General features: G+C 55.3%; 18 protein-coding genes and 1 other RNA gene. 9 read left to right on the top strand and 10 right to left on the bottom strand.

All coding sequences use genetic code 11. The annotated features are described in order from the left end of the window. Nucleotides 1-6: 6 nt before the first annotated feature. Nucleotides 7-1044 carry an NADP(H)-dependent aldo-keto reductase gene (locus Q334_RS0106945; protein WP_027312571.1) on the bottom strand — a complete coding sequence of 346 codons (1038 nt, stop codon included), beginning with the start codon at nt 1042-1044 and terminating at the stop codon, nt 7-9. A gap of 166 nt (nt 1045-1210) precedes the next feature. Between Q334_RS0106945 and Q334_RS20415 the strand changes: the two genes are divergently transcribed. Continuing rightward, complete coding sequence (locus tag Q334_RS20415; RefSeq protein ID WP_051527587.1) at nt 1211-2089, top strand: LysR family transcriptional regulator; 879 nt, start codon at nt 1211-1213, stop codon at nt 2087-2089. A gap of 192 nt (nt 2090-2281) precedes the next feature. Next, nucleotides 2282-2641, top strand: coding sequence for a DUF413 domain-containing protein (gene maoP / locus Q334_RS18310; protein WP_051527586.1), 360 nt, complete (start codon nt 2282-2284; stop codon nt 2639-2641). A 70-nt stretch (nt 2642-2711) separates the two neighbouring features. Here the strand turns inward: maoP and Q334_RS0106930 are convergent, their stop codons facing one another. Both Q334_RS0106930 and Q334_RS19910 read right to left on the bottom strand, forming a co-directional pair. Next, on the bottom strand, nt 2712-3908 hold the full coding sequence (locus Q334_RS0106930; protein ID WP_027312570.1) for a class I SAM-dependent rRNA methyltransferase: 1197 nt from the start codon (nt 3906-3908) through the stop codon (nt 2712-2714). Nucleotides 3909-3961: 53 nt separating this feature from the next. Then, complete coding sequence (locus Q334_RS19910; protein WP_051527585.1) at nt 3962-6262, bottom strand: ABC transporter substrate-binding protein; 2301 nt, start codon at nt 6260-6262, stop codon at nt 3962-3964. A gap of 244 nt (nt 6263-6506) precedes the next feature. On the opposite strand from Q334_RS19910, the gene Q334_RS0106920 reads away from it, so the two are divergent. Beyond that, nucleotides 6507-7388: an HDOD domain-containing protein gene (locus tag Q334_RS0106920; RefSeq protein ID WP_027312569.1), complete on the top strand. Its 882-nt coding sequence runs from the start codon at nt 6507-6509 to the stop codon at nt 7386-7388. Between the two features lie 87 nt (nt 7389-7475). Here Q334_RS0106920 and gcvH read toward each other — a convergent pair whose 3' ends face one another. Genes gcvH through Q334_RS0106895 form a run of 5 tightly spaced genes read right to left on the bottom strand, consistent with a single transcriptional unit; the run spans nt 7476 to nt 12279 of the window. After that, nucleotides 7476-7871, bottom strand: a complete 396-nt coding sequence (gene gcvH / locus Q334_RS0106915; RefSeq protein ID WP_027312568.1) for a glycine cleavage system protein GcvH — start codon at nt 7869-7871, stop codon at nt 7476-7478. 26 nt (nt 7872-7897) lie between these two features. Beyond that, complete coding sequence (locus Q334_RS0106910) at nt 7898-9106, bottom strand: UbiH/UbiF/VisC/COQ6 family ubiquinone biosynthesis hydroxylase (protein WP_027312567.1); 1209 nt, start codon at nt 9104-9106, stop codon at nt 7898-7900. A gap of 10 nt (nt 9107-9116) precedes the next feature. Continuing rightward, entirely contained in the window at nt 9117-10358 is a 1242-nt protein-coding gene (ubiH, locus tag Q334_RS0106905) for a 2-octaprenyl-6-methoxyphenyl hydroxylase (protein ID WP_027312566.1), read from the bottom strand. Nucleotide 10359: 1 nt separating this feature from the next. Continuing rightward, nucleotides 10360-11682, bottom strand: a complete 1323-nt coding sequence (gene pepP, locus Q334_RS0106900; protein ID WP_027312565.1) for a Xaa-Pro aminopeptidase — start codon at nt 11680-11682, stop codon at nt 10360-10362. A gap of 18 nt (nt 11683-11700) precedes the next feature. Then, complete coding sequence (locus tag Q334_RS0106895) at nt 11701-12279, bottom strand: UPF0149 family protein (RefSeq protein WP_035461034.1); 579 nt, start codon at nt 12277-12279, stop codon at nt 11701-11703. Between the two features lie 103 nt (nt 12280-12382). Here Q334_RS0106895 and Q334_RS0106890 point away from each other — a divergent pair, with 103 nt between their 5' ends. From Q334_RS0106890 to Q334_RS0106880, 4 genes are all read left to right on the top strand, one after another. Beyond that, the gene (locus Q334_RS0106890) at nt 12383-12592 is read left to right on the top strand and encodes a hypothetical protein (protein ID WP_027312563.1); all 210 of its coding nucleotides are present in this window, start codon (nt 12383-12385) and stop codon (nt 12590-12592) included. Beyond that, nucleotides 12589-12885 (top strand): cell division protein ZapA, encoded by a 297-nt coding sequence (locus tag Q334_RS0106885; protein ID WP_027312562.1) that lies wholly within the window; start codon nt 12589-12591, stop codon nt 12883-12885. The genes Q334_RS0106890 and Q334_RS0106885 overlap by 4 nt, the downstream gene beginning before the upstream one ends. Before the next feature lie 68 nt (nt 12886-12953). After that, nucleotides 12954-13138: non-coding RNA, 6S RNA (gene ssrS / locus Q334_RS20260), on the top strand. A gap of 9 nt (nt 13139-13147) precedes the next feature. Further along, nucleotides 13148-13774, top strand: coding sequence for a 5-formyltetrahydrofolate cyclo-ligase (locus Q334_RS0106880; protein WP_027312561.1), 627 nt, complete (start codon nt 13148-13150; stop codon nt 13772-13774). Nucleotides 13775-13817: 43 nt separating this feature from the next. On the opposite strand, the gene Q334_RS20605 is transcribed toward Q334_RS0106880, so the two are convergent. Continuing rightward, on the bottom strand, nt 13818-13949 hold the full coding sequence (locus Q334_RS20605) for a hypothetical protein (RefSeq protein WP_281172998.1): 132 nt from the start codon (nt 13947-13949) through the stop codon (nt 13818-13820). Between the two features lie 100 nt (nt 13950-14049). On the opposite strand from Q334_RS20605, the gene Q334_RS0106870 reads away from it, so the two are divergent. Next, a complete protein-coding gene (locus tag Q334_RS0106870; protein ID WP_027312560.1) occupies nt 14050-14511 on the top strand; it encodes an EVE domain-containing protein in 462 nt (153 codons plus the stop codon). Between the two features lie 105 nt (nt 14512-14616). Here the strand turns inward: Q334_RS0106870 and Q334_RS0106865 are convergent, their stop codons facing one another. Then, a complete protein-coding gene (locus tag Q334_RS0106865) occupies nt 14617-15534 on the bottom strand; it encodes an AEC family transporter (RefSeq protein WP_027312559.1) in 918 nt (305 codons plus the stop codon). A 116-nt stretch (nt 15535-15650) separates the two neighbouring features. Between Q334_RS0106865 and Q334_RS0106860 the strand changes: the two genes are divergently transcribed. Beyond that, entirely contained in the window at nt 15651-17933 is a 2283-nt protein-coding gene (locus Q334_RS0106860; RefSeq protein WP_027312558.1) for an ATP-binding protein, read from the top strand. The last annotated feature ends 61 nt before the right edge of the window (nt 17934-17994 follow it).

Raw genomic sequence — 17994 nt, 5'->3', positions numbered from 1 at the left:
TGATAATCAGGGGCATGGGTTGGAGTATTGCCGCCCCAGCGCTTCCAGCTGCTCAAGCAGTTCAGCGGAGAGTTCCAGCGTCAGGCTGCCAAGGTTTTCCTGCAACTGCTCCAAACTGGTAGCTCCTATGATATTAGCAGCAACAAAGGGGCGCTGGTTAACATAGGCCAAGGCCATTTGCGCAGGACTCAGGCCATGCTGCTGCGCCAGAGCCACGTAAGCCTCCGTCGCGGCAATCCCCTGCTCCGTGAAATAGCGGGCAAAGCGTTTGTACAGCGTCATCCGCGCCCCCTGTGGCCACTGCCCTTTGAGGTATTTACCAGACAGGGCACCAAAGGCCAGAGGGGAATAGGCCAGCAGTTCGACCCCTTCACGGTGGGCGATTTCGGCTAGTCCTACCTCAAAGCTGCGGTTAAGCAGGTTATAAGGGTTTTGAATACTGATCACTCTTGGCAAATGGTACTCACGCGCCAGGCGCAGGTACTCCATCACCCCCCAAGGGGTCTCATTGGATAAACCCAGATAACGTATCTTGCCCGCTTTTACCTGCTCCGCCAGCGCCTCCAGGGTTTCCAGGATAGGAGTGACTTCCGCCTCATCCGTCGCCTGATAATTCAGCTTGCCGAAAAAATTGGTCTGGCGACTCGGCCAGTGCACCTGATAGAGGTCGATATAGTCGGTCTGCAAACGCTTCAAGCTCGCCTCTAACGCCAGCTGGATATTGCGTTTGTCCAGTTGTTGCTGTGGACGCAGGTAGCGCACCATATCCGCAGGCCCAGCCACTTTAGTCGCCAAGACGATATCGGCCCGTTTGCCGGTTTTGGCCAACCAACTGCCAATATAGCTTTCAGTTCGGCCTTGGGTGCTCTGCTGTGGCGGCACCGGATACATCTCCGCCGTATCAATAAAATTCACCCCTGCCGCCAGGGCATAATCAAGTTGCTGATGGGCCTCAGCCTCACTGTTTTGCTCGCCCCAGGTCATGGTACCCAGGCAAATTTTGCTGACCTTCAAATCGGAGTGGGGGATCGGGTGGTATTGCATACGGCGGCTCCTGTCTGCTCATCCTGGCAGGGCGGCGGGCGCTATCCCTGCCGCAAACTGCAAGGGGCGGTTATACTCCGCCCCAGCGCTGCCTGCAAGTTGCAATCGCAGGCCTTTTCCGTTATTAACCTGGGCGCTTAATGCGCTTAGCTGCTGTGGATTGTTAATGGATATTGAATTGCTGAAAACCTTCCTGGAGGTCTGTAAAACCCGCCATTTTGGCCGGGCAGCGGATAACCTCTACCTTACTCAATCGGCGGTGAGTGCACGCATTCGCCAACTGGAAGGTTTGCTCGGTTGTGAGCTGTTTAACCGTCAACGCAATAATATCCAACTGACGGCCGCCGGTGAGAGCCTGTTATTACATGCCGATAATGTGTTGCAAGCTTGGGAGCGCGCACGCCAGGACGTTGCTTTGCGGGGACGTCAAAGCGTTAGCCTGAATTTGGCCAGCACCGCCGGACTGTGGGACACCCTACTACAGGATGCCTTACAACACTTGCATGAATCCCTACCTGAATTAGTGCTACGCGCGGACATTCACAGCAGCGATGTACTGGTGCGTAAACTGCTTGACCGCACCCTCGACATTGCCCTGCTCTATGATCCCCCCAAAGCACAGGAGCTGGTCTCCCGCCAACTGACTCACCTGGAACTGGTCATGGTTTCCAGCCAGCCTGGGCTGACGGCCACTCAAGCCCTGGAGCAGGGATATATCATGGTGGACTGGGGCACCGCTTTTCAGTTGGAACACGCACAACAACTAGGCAACAACTGGCAGCCATGGCTGTTTACCAGCCATGGCCGGATGGCGCTGGATTTGATCCTGCAACAAGGAGGGCATGCCTACTTGCCCCGCCGTTTGGTTCGCCCTTATTTAGCCGAGCAGCGTTTACACCTGGTACAGGAGAGCCCCTGTATTCGTCGCGATGTGTATGGGGTCTATCACACTAATGCGGCTTATCAGGACACCATTACCGCGGTGATGGAAATCCTCTACCAACGCGCCCAAAAGACAGCGGTCAACTGCAGTACGACGTCCTAAAGAGTGCACTGTACTACAGCCACATTAATCAAAAATATTAATTGAAATAATCAAAAATTTTCGTTGTACTGCCCGCAAGGCATCCTAGACAATCGCCGCAAACTTGGTATGGGCAACCTTTGTGACCATTAATGACTCTTGTCAAGAGTCGAAAGGCTTGCCAAGCATCTGTCTCAGGTATATGAACCGTCTATGAGCAAAGACCGCCAGTACTATTTGAAAAAGCCGTACTTTGATGATGAGAACTACCCCTATGGCCTGGCTGGTTCAGGTGACTTCTCCATCAAAGAAACCAAGCTGATCACCCAGTATGGCACCCTGTTCCGTGCCCTGATGGATGGCCTGCTGCCTCCGGTTGATCCCGATGACCACCAGCTGATGTCAGTGGTGAAGGGTGAGGCACCGGCAGACAACGATATGCATCGCGCCTGGGTGAAATACCTGAAGAAGATCAATGACGACACCTATGTGCCCTCAATGAGCCTGTCTTCTGTGCGTGAAGGGGAAGATACTGACTTTTCCGAAGGTGGGTCTGACTACGACGACGATTAAAACTCGTCCTCTGCTCTGCCTTAACGATCAAGCCCATCCTAGGATGGGCTTGATGCTTTTTGGGGAGCCACTAGAACGCTGGCGTTACCCGGAACAACAAGGACTTGAGATACTCGGTTTCACTAATGGCCGCATGTACCGGATGATCCGCTCCTTGGCCACCTCGCTCCAACAAGACTACGTGACGATCCGTTGCCCGCCCTGTGGCCCGTACCATGTCAAGCAAGCGCTCTGTTTGCAAATGCATGGAACAGGAGGCCGATACCAATAAGCCGTCTTTAGCCAGCAAACGCATTGCTAACTGATTGGCACGCTGATAGGCCTGCTCACCATTGGCAATATCTTTACGACGCTGAATAAAAGCGGGGGGATCAAGGATCACCATGTCATAGCGCTCCCCTTCGTTGATCAGCTGCTTCATGGTCTCGAAAGCATCACCCTTCAGGGTTTGTACCCGCTCACCAACACCATTGAGTTGCGCATTGGCCGCCACCTGCTGTAGTGCCAGCGCTGAAGCATCCACACAGGTCACACTGGCGGCACCCGCCGCCGCTGCCTGTACTCCCCAACCACCGACATAGCTAAACACATCCAGCACCTTCAACCCCGGCGCATAGTGCTGCACTCTGGCCCGATTGAGGCGATGGTCATAGAACCAGCCAGTCTTCTGCCCTTCCCTTACCGGCGCCAGGAAACGCACGCCATTTTCCTCCAGTTCCACCTGATCTGGCATGCTGCCGTAGGCATCTTCTACATACTCCGCCAGTCCTTCCACTGCACGGAACTTGCCATCATTCTTAAACAGAATGGCCATTGGCTTCACTACCTGCACCAGTGCCTCAACGATGGCCTGCCGCTGTAGTTCCATACCAGCTGTGGAAATCTGCACTACCAGGTAATCACCAAAACGATCCACCACCAGGCCGGATAAACCATCTGCCTCACCGTACACCAAGCGGTAATAGGGCTTACTAAAGGCTTTTTCGCGCAGGGACAAGGCTAGATTCAGGCGGTGAACCAGTAGCGACTTGCTCAGAGGGTATTTGGCATCGCGACTGATCAAGCGGGCACAGATCAGGGTATTAGGGTTGACATAGGCGACGCCCATACCTTTGCCAGCCGAATTTTCTACCCACACCTGCTCACCAGCACTGAAGCCCTTCAATGGCGTTTGCGCCACATCGACCTCATTGCTGTAAATCCACAGGTGACCCGCACGCAGGCGACGATCTGCCTTGGGTAATAAACGTAAAACCGGCAGAGACATCTCCCCTCTCCTCATACTCATCAAAAAAGGCGCCCAGTATAGGGGATTCCGCCTCAGGACTCATCCGTGGGCTGCTGCACAGTCTCTGCCCAGTGCCATTGTTGTTTACCCGCACGCTTGGCGCCATACATGGCTTGGTCTGCCAGACGAATCATGGCTTCCAGCGATGCCGCCGGCTGCGGATAAGTACAGAGCCCTAAGCTCGCACCAACCTGCACCACCGCCGGACTTAAACGCAGCGGATGGCGCAACTCCTGTAAAATGGCCTCCGCCACCTGCTCAAGTTGTAACGGGCTTTCCAGGTGAGGTAACAGCAAAAGGAACTCATCCCCCCCCATTCGGGTCACTAACGCCGAATCACTCACTCGTTCGCGTAGCATCGCCGCAATTTGCTGTAATAGCTGATCACCTGCCTCATGGCCATGCAGGTCGTTCACTGCTTTAAAGCCATCTAAGTCCATAAAAATCAGGCCCGCCCTGGCTCCAGGCTTAGCCAAGGCCTGGCGGCCCAATTTAAAGAAATAAGCCCGATTTGGCAGACCAGTCAGGCTGTCATAATGCGCCAAACGAGTGAGCTCTTTTTCCAGGCGTTTCGGCTCGGTGATGTCATGCATAACCACCACATAGTGTGTGACTTCATCCTGATCGTTATGCAGTGCTGCCACTGTCATGGAGACATCGGCCTGGCCTCCCCAGCGCGACTGCACCAGGGTCTCTCCCCGCCATTGCTGCTGTTTACGCAACACTCGAATAATACTTTTCAAGCGCTGATCCCGTAACAGCACCCCTACCTTAAGCAGGGTTTTGCCAATCACCGACTCCTGGGTGTGCCCCGTCATACGCACAAAAGCAGGGTTAACATGCTCAATCAGCCCTCTGGCATCGGTAATCACCACCGCCTCCGCGGCAGCTTCAATCGCCGCTGCTCGGGTCACCAATGCATCCCGTACCCGGCGTCGATCACTGATATCCCGGGTTACCCCTACCAAACCTTCTGGCCGCCCCAACTCATCGCGCAGAATGTTAATGGTGACATCGGTCCAGACGCTGGAGCCATCTTTGCAAGGCTGCTCCAATTCCCAATTGCGGCGCTCGACCATGCCGGTTTGCTGGAAATACTGAAAGCCTTTCCAGGCCCAACGAGCGGAATCCGGACACAGTGCATCACGCAGGGAGCGCCCTATCACCTCATCGGGACGATAGCCGCGCAAACGTTCAACGGAGGGGCTGACATAGGTAAAGTTGCCCTGCATATCCACCGTCCAAATCACATCAAAGACATGCTTGGCCAACAGTCGATAGTGCTGTTCACTTTCCTTTAAACGTCGGTTAAGCAGGAAGATATAGAGCGCCACCAGTGCAATGACGGAGGCCAATAACAACACTACAAAGATAGTGACATAGAGCCAACGCGGCCCAGGACTACCCTCATCATAGAGAAAACCTTCCAGCTCAAAGTCAGCAGGCAACATGCCCACCTCACTGTAGACCTGGGCGATATGGCGCCAACGACCCACATGCATGTAACCAGGGGGAACGATATCCGGTTGCACCAAATGACGCATTTGCTGCGCTTCATACAGCAGGTGCTCATCCGTATGGGAGGAGGGGTAACGTTGACGTAGCCAGCTCATTACCTCTTGCGGGTGAGCCATAGCATATTCCCAGCCCTTTAAACTGGCAGCCCGAAAGGCTTGTACCACATCAGCTTGCTGCTCCAGCAGCGCCTCGCGGGTAAATAAGTTATCACCATAAAAGTCGATACCAGCCGCCGCCGGGCTAAAGATGCGGTGACTGACCCCCAAATTGCTCAGCTCAAAGGGTTCATCGGTGATATAGACAGAAGCGGCCTGCACCTTAGCATTGATAATCTCATCCATGCTGAAGGAGTGCGGTACCCACTCGAATTGACTGGTATCGAGCTGCTCACGACGAAAGTAAGCCAGAATTTCAGCCGAGTTTGGCTCCAACATGACACGCTGCCCCAGCAGGTCATGCACATTGCGAATGCCGAAGTCATCTCGCACCACGAGGGCTAAAGGTGAGTGCTGCATAATGGCCGCCAACACCACCACCGGATAGCCCCGTTGCCGCCAGAGCAGCAAATCCGAGTTACCCACACCAAAGTCGGCACGTCCTGACAACACCTCATCGACCACATCCATGCCAGGCTTGGCTGGGCGCAACTCCACCTGCAGGCCGGCTTGCTGGTAATAGCCTTTTTCCAGCGCCGCATAGTAACCCGCAAACTGAAACTGATGCTGCCACTTCAATTGCAGACTCACCCGGGTTTCAGCCCAGGTCAGAGGGGTGCTAACTGCTAACCCTATCACCCATAACCACAACCAGCGCATAGATGCTTCCTTTGCCTAACTGCTGTGTCGGTGCCGTCCACCTGCGTGGATGCACAGCAGTCCAAGACTCCCTGCTTTGCATATTCCACTGCCACTTTGTCACGGGACGTCCCTTGATATTGTTTTTTTTCTAACCAACAAAATGCCTAAGGCGAGAAAACTTTATACCTCATCTTTATCTATAAAGCTCCCGTCTCGGGTATACTCCCAAGTCGCGTTACCAGTTCACGGAAGTTGTTGCACTATGTCTGATCAGATGCCATCCCTGGATGATGAAAAAATCTCCAAGGCCCTACAGGGCATGAGCATTCCACCCCAACCTCAGGTCTTGGTTGACCTGCATATGGAGTGCGCCAAACCTGAGCCCAGCCAAAGCGAGATTGCCGATATTATCAGCCAGGATGTGGGCCTGGCCGCCGCCGTTCTGAAGACGGTGAACTCTCCATTTTTTGGCTTGCCGCGTAAGGTTGCTTCAGTTCAGCATGCCACTAACCTGATGGGGCTAAGCAATACTCTCAACATCGTCAATGCACTGTCTTTACGCAAGGCGATGGGCAATGAGCAGGATGAGGTATTGCAACGTTTTTGGGATACCGCCCAGGATGTCGCCCTGGCCTGCGTGACCCTTGCCCGTGAACTGAACATTGCTAACCCCGAAGAGACTTACACCCTGGGACTGTTCCACAATGTCGGCATTCCCATGATGCTCAAGCGCTTCCGTGATTACCGGGCGGTGATCGCAGTGGGCTATCAAAAAGGCAAAATCAATCAGGTGGAAGATCAATTTCTCTCCACCAACCATGCAACAGTAGGTTACTTCCTAGCACGCTCCTGGCACCTGCCTGAGCAAATCTGCAGCGCTATCTATGATCACCATAATCTGCTCCAGGTGTTCAAACATGATGAAGACCAGCGCAAGCGCACCCTGATTGCAGTACTCAAAACCGCTGAGCACATTTGTGGTCTCTATCGTGTACTGGGCAAGCAGGAGAAAGACCTGGAATGGCTCAAATGGCAGAGCGCCATTCTCGATCATCTGCATTTGGATGAAGACGAACTGGCCAACCTAACCGAACGCCTCAATGATATGGGCCTACGCTCCGATAACTACCAGTGGCGGCTCTAAGCTAAACGATTCTGCAATTGTGGATACATAAAAATGGCGGCTCAGGGCCGCCATTTTTATTCACAGGCTATACGGATAGCCAAGCGCTTATGCGCTTTCCTCCTCACACAGCTCCGCATAGGCATCGGCATCGAGCAGCTCTAACAACTCATCGGGGTCAGAGGGACGCATGCGGAAAAACCAGCCCTGTCCGTAAGGATCCTGGTTAACCATCTCCGGCGTATCGGCCAGAGCTTCATTCACTTCCAACACCTCACCAGACAGGGGCGCATAAAGATCAGAGGCGGCCTTGACCGACTCCACCACACCCGCATCATCACCGGCGTTAAAGGTGGTTTCCACTTCCGGCAACTCGACATAGACCACATCCCCCAGTAACTGTTGGGCATGATCAGTAATACCGATGGTCACACTGCCATCATCTTCAAGACGTATCCACTCGTGGGTACTGACATACTTGAGCTCACTGGGAATCTGGCTCATTTACAACGTCTCCTCAATGTATTCACTTAATGCAGGCCCATCGCCTGGGCCGCGAGCTGCTGTTTTAGCAAAGGTAGATCATTCACTGTGGAAAGGCCAAGGTTGCGCCCCAGGGTCAACAGGGGGTGGCGACTGGCAAAGACCTGCTTAAAAGCACCCATTGCCCCCTGCACCAACCAGTTATCCAGTTTGCGCTGGCGCTGGTAACGCGCCAGGATCCTCGCCATACCAGGATTAAGTTGGCGCTGCCAGGCGTACGCCAGGCATTCCAACAGTGCCATCACATCTTTAAAACCAAGGTTTACCCCCTGCCCCGCCAAAGGATGAATCGTGTGTGCGGCATCCCCTAACAGCACCACGCCATCGCGCCAGTAATACTGGGCATGACGCATCCGTAGTGGCACCGCCATGCGCTGACTAACCGCCTGCACCTGGCCCAAACGTCCTTCTAACGCCTGGGTCAGCTCCGTAGCAAACGCCCCAGCAGACAGCGCCAGCAAGGCATCCGCCTGCTCGGGTAATGTCGACCAAACGATGGAGGCGTGCTGGGGATGAGCAAAGGGCAGAATAGCCAAGGGCCCGGTCGGCATAAAGCGCTGCCAGGCGGCATAGTCATGGCTCTGCTGCAGCGCAATGCTGGCCACCAGTGCATGGTGACCATAATCACGCTCCAGTAAGGGAATCCCCACCAAGCGCCGCACACTGGACAAAGCACCATCGGCGCCAACGATGAGTCGTGCCTGCAGACTGACACCCGTGTCCAGTTGCAACTGACGCTGGCCCGCCTGCACTCCCGTCAAGGCCGTCACCTTACCGGCAAAATGTGCGATTCCAGCCTGCAAAATGGCCTGCCATAGTGCCTGCTGGGTCACTCTATTCTCAACAATGTGTCCCAGGTTAGGGCGCTGCAACTCACTGGCATTGAATTCAATCGCACCGGTGCCTTCACCGTCCCATACCCGCATATGGCGATAAGGGCAAACCCGCCAGCCCTGCATTGCCCCCCATACCCCCAAGTGCTCCAACAACTGCCGACTCGACTCGGTGAGGGCGCTGACTCGCAGATCATAGTCATCGACCTGTTCCGTCAGTACAGGCTCCTGCAACACCAGAGGCTGAGGATCGACTAAGGCGACCTGCCACCCCTGACGGGCAGCACCCAAGGCGGCTGCGGCGCCGACCATACCGGCCCCCACCACAATCAGGTCAAACTCCGCCACCTTCTCATTTTTCATCGACTGAGCCTCATTGTGGCAGCCCCAGGTTCACCAATGGACTCTGCAAGCCCATCGCCGCCCTGGCTAATTGATGACGGGCCGGGCTACACAGATTAAGACCAACCAGGCCTAAATCCCGTGCCAATCCCAACGCCGGGTGAGTATTGGAAAACAACTTCATCACCTTGTCACTGAAGGCAATGGTCTGCCATTGATCCTGCTGACGGCTGGCCAAATAGGCCTGCAAGCTACTGAGCTGTCCCAATTCCTGACCCTGCAGATGACTGTGGATCAATTGTTCAGCCAGGGCCATCACCCCTCTTAACGCCAGGTTATAGCCTTGTCCGGCGATGGGATGCAGCGCATGGGCCGCATTGCCCAACACCACCAGATGAGGACGCACCTGCTCCTTCGCCAAGCGCAGTTTCAACGGATAGTGATAGCGCTCACCGGCCTGGGTAAAGCGTCCCAGACGCTGACCAAACACCTGTTGGACTTGCTGACAGAAGTACTGATCATCCCAACCCATGCGCTCATCAATCAGCTCTTCCGGTGTGGTCCAAACCAAGGCCGAACGGGACTGGCCCTGATAGGCCGGTAATGGCAGCAATGCCAGGGGACCTTCGCCAGTAAAGCGTTCAAATGCCCAACCCTGATGAGGCTGGCGGCTGGCCAGCGTGGTCACCAGGGCATGCTGATGATAGGGACTTTCCTGATATTCCAAACCCAGACGTTCACTTAATTGCGAGCGCCCGCCATCTGCCAAAATCACTAAACGGGCACGCAGCTGCTGACCATCCTGCAGCTGTACCTGCATGCCGCCAGCCAATGCCTGCAGGTGTTCAACCTGGGCGGGACAATACCAATGCAGTTGCTCACCGCCATGCTGCTGCAGGTGAGTCAGTAACACTTGGCCGACCCAGTGATTCTCCACCACGTAGCCCAGCGCCGGCACCCCCTCTTCATCCGCATGCAGGCGAGTCGCACCGTAGCGGCCTTGATCAGACACATGAATATGCCGAATCGGCTCCGCTTGACTGGACAGCGCCTGCCACACCCCCATCTCCTCATAGAGCAAACGGGTACCATAGGAGAAAGCGGTGCCCCGGGCATCAAAGCTGGGCTGAAAGTCAGGGGCAGCCTGGGCCGGTAGTGGAAAGGGCTCCACCACCGCCATCCGCCAACCAAAACGCTGGCTCGCCGGTAGCAAAGCAACGGCTAAACTGGCCCCTACCAGGCCACCACCGACGATTACCAGGTCATAGTCCATCTCAGCCTCCCTGCATCAGGGCTTCAATCTCATCAATAGCGGTGGGTACTGCGGCGGTGAGCACTTCTGGCCCCTCAGCCGTGACCAGCACATCATCTTCAATACGAATCCCCAGACCACGCCAGCGCGGCGCCACACTTTCATCGTCCGGCGCAATATACAGCCCCGGCTCGACCGTCATCACCATCCCCGCTGCCAGCTCACGCCAAGCACCATTAGCCTGACGATAACTACCCACATCGTGTACATCCATGCCCAACCAATGACCGATGCGGTGCATGTAAAAACGCTTATAGGCGCCGGTCTCGACCAGCTCATTCAGCTCACCTTGCAGCAGCCCCAGGGCCAACAGGCCTTCGGTCAGTAAGCGGGTGGAGGCTTCATGCACCTGATCCCAGGGCGTGCCGGGGCGAACCAATTCAATACAGGCCCGCTGGGCATGCAGCACCACCTCATAGAGTGCCCGCTGCTCAGCACTGAAACGGCCATTAACTGGGAAGGTACGGGTAATGTCACCGGCATAGTAATCCAGCTCACAACCGGCATCGATCAGCACCAAATCCCCCTCCTGCAGAGGGCGGTTGTTGTCGTTGTAGTGCAGCACACAGGCATTCGCCCCCCCACCGACAATGGCGTTATAGGCAGGCCAACGACTGCCATGCTGCATAAAGACATGGTTGATTGCTGCTTCGAGCTGATATTCCCACATCCCTGGACGACATTGCTGCATCGCGGCGCGATGGCCCAGCGCCGACAACTGGCCGGCAGCACGCATCATCTCGATCTCCGCCGCGCTCTTAAACAGGCGCATCTCATGCAGGATGGAGGCGAGTGACTGGATCTGCTGCGGAGCCGTCATCCCCTGTCGGGCCAAGGCCGCCGTTTGCTGTAACCAGCTCAGCACCCGTTTATCCCGCTCAGGCTGCTGCCCCAAGTCCACATACAGGCGCTGACGATTAGCAAGCAACTGCGGCAGCTGGCTATCCAACTGGTCCAGGTTAAAAGCTTGGTCTGCACCGAAGCGCTCCATGCAGCCTTCAGGGCCGGCACGATAGCCGTCCCAGATTTCTCGCTCTTTATCCCGTGGCTGGCAGAACATCACCACCTGGCCTTCCTGCCGTCCCGGTAGCAGCACCAGCCAGGCATAGGGCTCGGCAAAGCCGGTCAGATAATAAAAATCGCTATCCTGACGAAAATAAAAATCCACATCACGGTTACGCAGGCTCGGCTCAGCCGCCGGAATCAGGGCGACCCCATCCTCTCCCAAGGCCGCCAGCAGACGTGCGCGACGTTCGCCATATTCGCTAAAAGCCAGTGTTTGCATAGACTCGCCTGTACTCAATTAGTGAATGGTGGGCGGTGTTTGCTCAGCCTGAACGGCATTAAACTCCATAAAAATCATCACCGTGGCAACCCGTACATACTCATAGACCTCGGTAAAGTCGGCCTCGTCAGCGTCCTGCTCATCCAACTGAACTTCACTGAGCTGAGAGAAACGGCTGAAATCCTCCAACGACTCTTTGACATCCGCCGAGGTTTTATCCGTTAAGCTGCCACCCCCCAGGCCAAAGCCATTGAGATAGCCATAGCACCACCCCCCTAAGGATTGCGCACGTTCATCTAGGCTATAGCTTTCATCGGGCAACACTAAACTAAAATCAAACATGCCATCCTGTAGCTGCGCCAGGGTCGCCTCATACAGCTGCGACAATAGAGTTTTGCTGTCATGACCCTGCTGGGGCTCGATATCGAGCATACGGGCGGCCTGTTGCAGCCACTCGTCCAGCGGCCAACGGGTGCCAGCAGTGAGGTATCCACAGAGCATGCCGTGGAGTTCGGAGGGGGAGCCCAGGGCGCCGAGCTTGATAAATAGATCGCTCAAGGCGTCGAAATTGGGCAATTGATGTGTAGGTGAAGACATTAGCAGAACCTGAGTTGAGACTCATGCAAATTGCATAGGGCTCCATTATCATACTACCCGCCCCCTTGGGCAGGAAACCGCAGCCACTTAGTTAGTGCTTACCATGCATCACCGCGAACTGGATACCTTGGCCGAGCGCCTCGACAACCTCATGCAACGCTACCGCGCTTTACAGGAGGAAAACCAGCAGTTACGGCGTCAGGCTCAAGCTTGGCAACAACAACAGCTATACTGGCAAGAGCAAGACCAACTCGCCCGTCAACGCCTGCAGCAATTGCTGCAACGCCTTGAGGGTCTGGAGCCCAATCTATGAGTCGCCCTTTGACTACTACCGTTAATGTCCAGATTCTGGACAAAGAGTTTTTGATCAACTGCCCCGAAGAGCAACGCGATGAGCTGATCGCCTCCGCCCGTTTACTCGACCAACGCATGCGTCAGGTCAAACACAGTGGCAAAGTTTACGGGCTGGAGCGTATCGCCGTGATGACCGCGCTCAATCTCGCCCACGAATTACTGCAATTGCAACGCGATTCTGAACAGGTGGATCGCCAGGCACGGGAGCTAACCTCCAAACTGGAGCAGGTGCTAAACCACGACGAAGACTAAGTCATGCGGTTTAGATCGGGCTAATGTCAAGTCCTGACATCTGCCTTCAGAGGTGTATAATCGGCTCAAGCTCCCTGGGGTGTTCGATACATCTGCTAAATCCCTTGAGCCGATAATCACCTTTGCCAGGGGGTGTCTCGTGAGTTCTTCTGTGCATGTCCGCTTGACGGAAAGCCTTCCAGAACTTCAGGCGCTCCCGCTCTGAACCTTATGGTTCAGGGTCTAAGCGGATAACGGCATCATCGGGGAGTTCTCTTCTTTCATGTCCTCTTCCAGTAACGATATACGCCAGCAACTGCGGCGTGAAATGCGTCGACGTCGACGGGCACTCAGCCCTGCTCAACAGCGTCATGCTGCCCAGGCTCTGGTTCGTCATTTTAGCCAGCATCCCTGGTTTAAACGCAGTCGTCACCTGGCACTGTATTTAAGTAATGATGGTGAAATTGATACCCGCCCCTTGATTGAGCTGGCCTGGCAACAGGGTAAACAGGTCTATCTGCCGGTCTTGCACCCACTGAGTCATAACCGCCTGTGGTTTTTACCTTACCAACAGGATACCCGTCTGCGGCTTAATCAATACCGTATTCCGGAGCCGCCGTTACAGCCACATCGGCGCCGACTCCCCTGGACGCTGGACTTGGTGTGCATGCCTCTGGTGGCATTTGATCCACAGGGAGGGCGTCTGGGTATGGGAGGCGGTTACTATGACCGCACCTTCGCATTTTTAAATCGCCAGCCTAACTGGGGCAAACCCCGCCTGCTCGGTTTAGCCCATGAGTGCCAAAAGGTGGAACACTTACCTTTGGCCAGCTGGGATATTCCGCTAAGCGCCATTCTCACTGATAGCCGCCTTTATCAGGCCATGCCCACAGACGGCAGCAAAGAATAACAAAAACCCCGTACACTGACGGGGTTTGAGAAAGCTGGGGAGATTAACTCGCTGTACCAAACAACTGCTGGATCAAAAAAGTCAGTTGTAGGTCACTCTGGCTATAACTGGTGATAAAGATTCCCGCCAGAAAAATGACAAACAGCAGGGTCAGCATGTCGGGCCGACTGTTCATGGCAACGCTATTCCTCCCAGAGCGCCGTACAAAAATTGCACCATAAAGTAGCATATTCTTCCTTGATTAAAAGATCGGTAACAAAATAAAAGGAGGCGTCATGGCCTACTGGTTACTCAAGAGTGAACCCGACACCTTTGGCATCGACCACCTGCAACAATCCCCGCAACAGCGCACAGGCTGGGAAGGTGTACGTAACTATCAAGCGCGTAATTATTTGCGTGATCAACTGCAACTGGATGACCTGGCTTTCTTCTACCATTCCAGCTGCCCTGTACCCGGTATTGCAGGAGTGGTGCGAGTCTGCCGTGCCGCTCACCCGGATCCCAGTGCCTGGCAACCCGAATCCCCCTACTTTGATCCGAAAAGCAGCCCGGATAATCCCCGCTGGTTCCAGGTTGAGGTCGAGCTGGTTGAACGCTGGCCTAAGGTGGTCAGCTTGCAACAACTAAAAACCTGTCCAGCTCTGAGCGAGATGGCACTGCTAAAACGCAGCCGCTTATCGGTACAGCCGGTCAGTGAGTTTGAATGGCAATGGATTATGCAACACCTCAAACCCTGACGGCTCTAGCTTGAACCTGATCGCGCAATACCGGCCTGCGCTATCGCTGTTATTGCCGCGCTTAGAGCAGGCCGGTCAATGCAATATCTATGCGTAGGTAGAGAATTAGTGCAGCAAAAGTGCCAGCCATAATGGCAACGCCAGCATCGCCGCCAGGGTTTGCAGGGTGATGATATTAGCCATCAAGGGTGCGGCTCCACCGAGCTGACGCGCCAAAATATAAGCCGAGGAAGCGGTCGGCAAGGCAGCAAACACCACCAGCAGCTGACTGCTTAGCTCTCCCAGTTGCAACCCCCAAGCCAGCAGCCAGGCCAGTAATGGCATGGCGATAAACTTGCAAATACTGGAAACCAGCAGCGGCGCAGAGGCTCCCTGCAATGCACGCAAATCAATCGCCACCCCCACAGCTAACAGCCCCAGCGGCAGTGCCGCCTGCCCTAGAATTGCCAATGTATCTGCACTCCAACCGGGCAGGCCGAGGCCACTGGCGTTGAGCAACATCCCCAGCACACAGGCCAGGATCAGTGGGTTTCGCAGCAACTGCTGCAGCGTTTGCCGCCAACCAGGTGCCTGCTGACTGCCGTAACGGGCAAATACCAACACACAGAGCACATTCACCGTCGGAATCATCACCGCCATAATCAGTGCCGCCACCGCCAGGCCCTGAGCACCAAAGAGCTGCTCTGCCGCCGCCAGCCCCACATAGGTATTAAAGCGAATACCGCCCTGATACACCGAGGTAAATACTGGCCCTGGTTCCGGGCGAAAGCGTTGCCACAGGTACAGCAGCAAGGTGCCCAACCCCAGCAACAACAGCACCCCCAACCCCACCTTAGCCACCGCCACTGCACTAAAATCAGCGGTGGCCAATTTATGCACCAGCAACGCTGGAAACAGCAGATAGTAAGTAAAGCGCTCCACTAGAGGCCAAAACTCAGGCCCCGGAAAGGCTAAACGCCGCAATCCCCAACCCAGCATTACCATCATAAAAACTGGGCCCAGCGCCCCCCATATGGCCTGCATCTTTGACTCCTCCCTGCTGCCAGGCTCGATTGTCAGGCGCGACTAAGGAATAATCAACACAGTCCTGGCCTGTTAGACTAACGCCAGACGCCCCCACCACTTCAGTTGGAGCTGCTATGCAATTGCCTGTCATTCACTCCCGACGTACATGGTTATCCCTGGGGGTACTGGTGGCGATTGCCTTGGGCGTCATTCTGGTCTGGCAAACCGCTTACTGGACTCATCGCAGTGCGATGGATGAACTCCAGAGCCAAAGCAATAGTCAATTGGAACGCTTTCGCATCAGCCTGGAGCGCGAGCTCTCCAAATACGAATACCTGCCAGAGCTACTCGCCACTCACCCTGACCTCACCCGCGCCTTGCTCCAGCCCGGCGATATACAGATTCAGCGCCAGATCAATCAGCGCCTGCGCACCCTCAATGACATCGCTGGCGCTTCGGTGATCTATTTGATGGACACCCGCGGTGACACCCTGGCCTCCAGCAACTGGATGGAGGATGACTCCTTTGTCGGCAAAAACTTCAGTTACCGGCCCTACTTTACCCAAGCCATGGCTGGTAAACCTGGACGCTATTACGCTCTGGGCACCACCTCCAAGGTGAGGGGCTACTTTTTCTCCTACCCCATTCATATGGGGGCCGACATTCTCGGCATCGTGGTGGTCAAGGTGGCCTTCTCCAAGCTGGAAAGCCTGTGGCAGCAAGATCAAAGTGAATTTGTCGTGACCGATAAGGATGGGGTGATTTTCATCAGCACCCGCCCGGAATGGCAGCTCAAAACCCTGTCTCCCCTTAGTCGCTCCGATCAGGATCGGCTCATGCAGAGTCTGCGCTATGGCGATCAAGAACTTTCACCGTTACCGGTACTGGAAGGCCGTCAGCTCAGCGAGCAAACCCGCTTGATCACCCTACTGGAAGGCCAAGCGGCCGATCCCAAAACCCTGGATGGTGTAGAGGGGGCCGACTACCTGCTGCAAAGCAACCCACTGCCCGAATACGACTTTAACCTGATTGCCTTTACCCAGCTCAGCTCAGCCTACGCCCAAGTGGCCTATAACGCCCTGTTAGTGGCCTTTTTGTATCTGTCGGCAGTACTCACCCTGGTATTTATCCGCCTGCGCCGGCGGATACGCCACGAGCGGGAAGCATTCCGCCACCATACCAGCCAGACCCATGCCCTTAACAAGGCACGTATCCAGGCCATTATTGATAACACCCATGCCGGTTTGATTACCCTTGATAGCGAAGGCCGGATTGAATCCTTCAACCCCATGGCAGAATCTCTGTTTGGCTACAACTGGGCAGCCATTAAAGGGGAATTTTTTAGCCGCCTGATTGAACCCGAGGATCGCGGCCTGTGCTGGCAACAACTCCAACATCTGAAACTGCAACGTGATCCGGCCCGCCAGCCCATCAGCCTGTTGGAAACCCGTGGTCGCCGTCAGGATGGCACTGCCTTCCCGATGGAGTGGGTGATTGGCGACATGCATCTACAGGACGAACGTAAATTCCTCATCACCGTGCACGACATCACCGAACGTAAACGGTATGAAGAAGCCTTGCGTCAGGCCCGCGACAAACTGGAAAGCAGAGTCGAAGAGCGCACCGCCGACCTTACCCGCTCCAACGAACGCTTACAGCAGGAAATCGCTGAACACCAGCGCACCCAGAATGAGCTGATCCAGACCGCCAAACTGGCCCTGTTGGGGCAGATGTCCGCCGGTATCAACCATGAGCTTAACCAGCCGCTGGCGGCTATCCGCAGTTACACCGACAATGCCCAAACCCTGTTGGCCCGAGGGCAACATCAACAGGTGGACACTAACCTCAGCGCCATCCGTCAGCTCACCGAACGAATGGCCAAGCAAATTGCCCAGTTCAAGGTATTTGCCCGTAAATCCAGCGGCACGCCAGAACCCGTGCAATGGCAGCTGGTACTGGAAGGTGCCCAGGCCATCATGCAAGGCCTGCTGGATAAACAACGCATCGAACTCAGTATTGATCCTGCTTGTCGCCAACAATGGGTACAGGGCGACATGCTGCAGCTCGAACAGGTGCTAGTCAATCTGCTCACCAATGCTGCCCAAGCCATGCAAGAGTTGCCGCAGGGACGGATTCTGATCAAGGGCGAAAACCTGGCAGAGCAACGCTATGCCCTACGCATTCTGGATCAGGGCCCAGGCATTCCCAGCGAACATCTACCGCGCCTGTTTGAACCCTTCTTTACCTCCAAACCCATGGGCCAAGGACTCGGCATAGGGCTATCCATTTCCCACCGAATCATAGAAAATCTCGGCGGCGAATTAAGCGTACGCAATCACCCGGCTGGCGGGGCAGAATTCAGTATCGTACTGCCCTGCGCCCAGGCTCCCGCCCCCCGCTTAGGCATGATCGGCTAAGCGACAAGCAAGGGCGACAGGTGATGCTCCCGCAACATCGGCGTGGCACTCGCGGTGTTAG

This window comes from Balneatrix alpica DSM 16621 (assembly GCF_000619885.1).
Lineage (GTDB): Bacteria > Pseudomonadota > Gammaproteobacteria > Pseudomonadales > Balneatricaceae > Balneatrix > Balneatrix alpica.
Note: the sequence above shows the minus strand (reverse complement) of the source record. Positions and strands in the feature narration are given on the sequence as shown.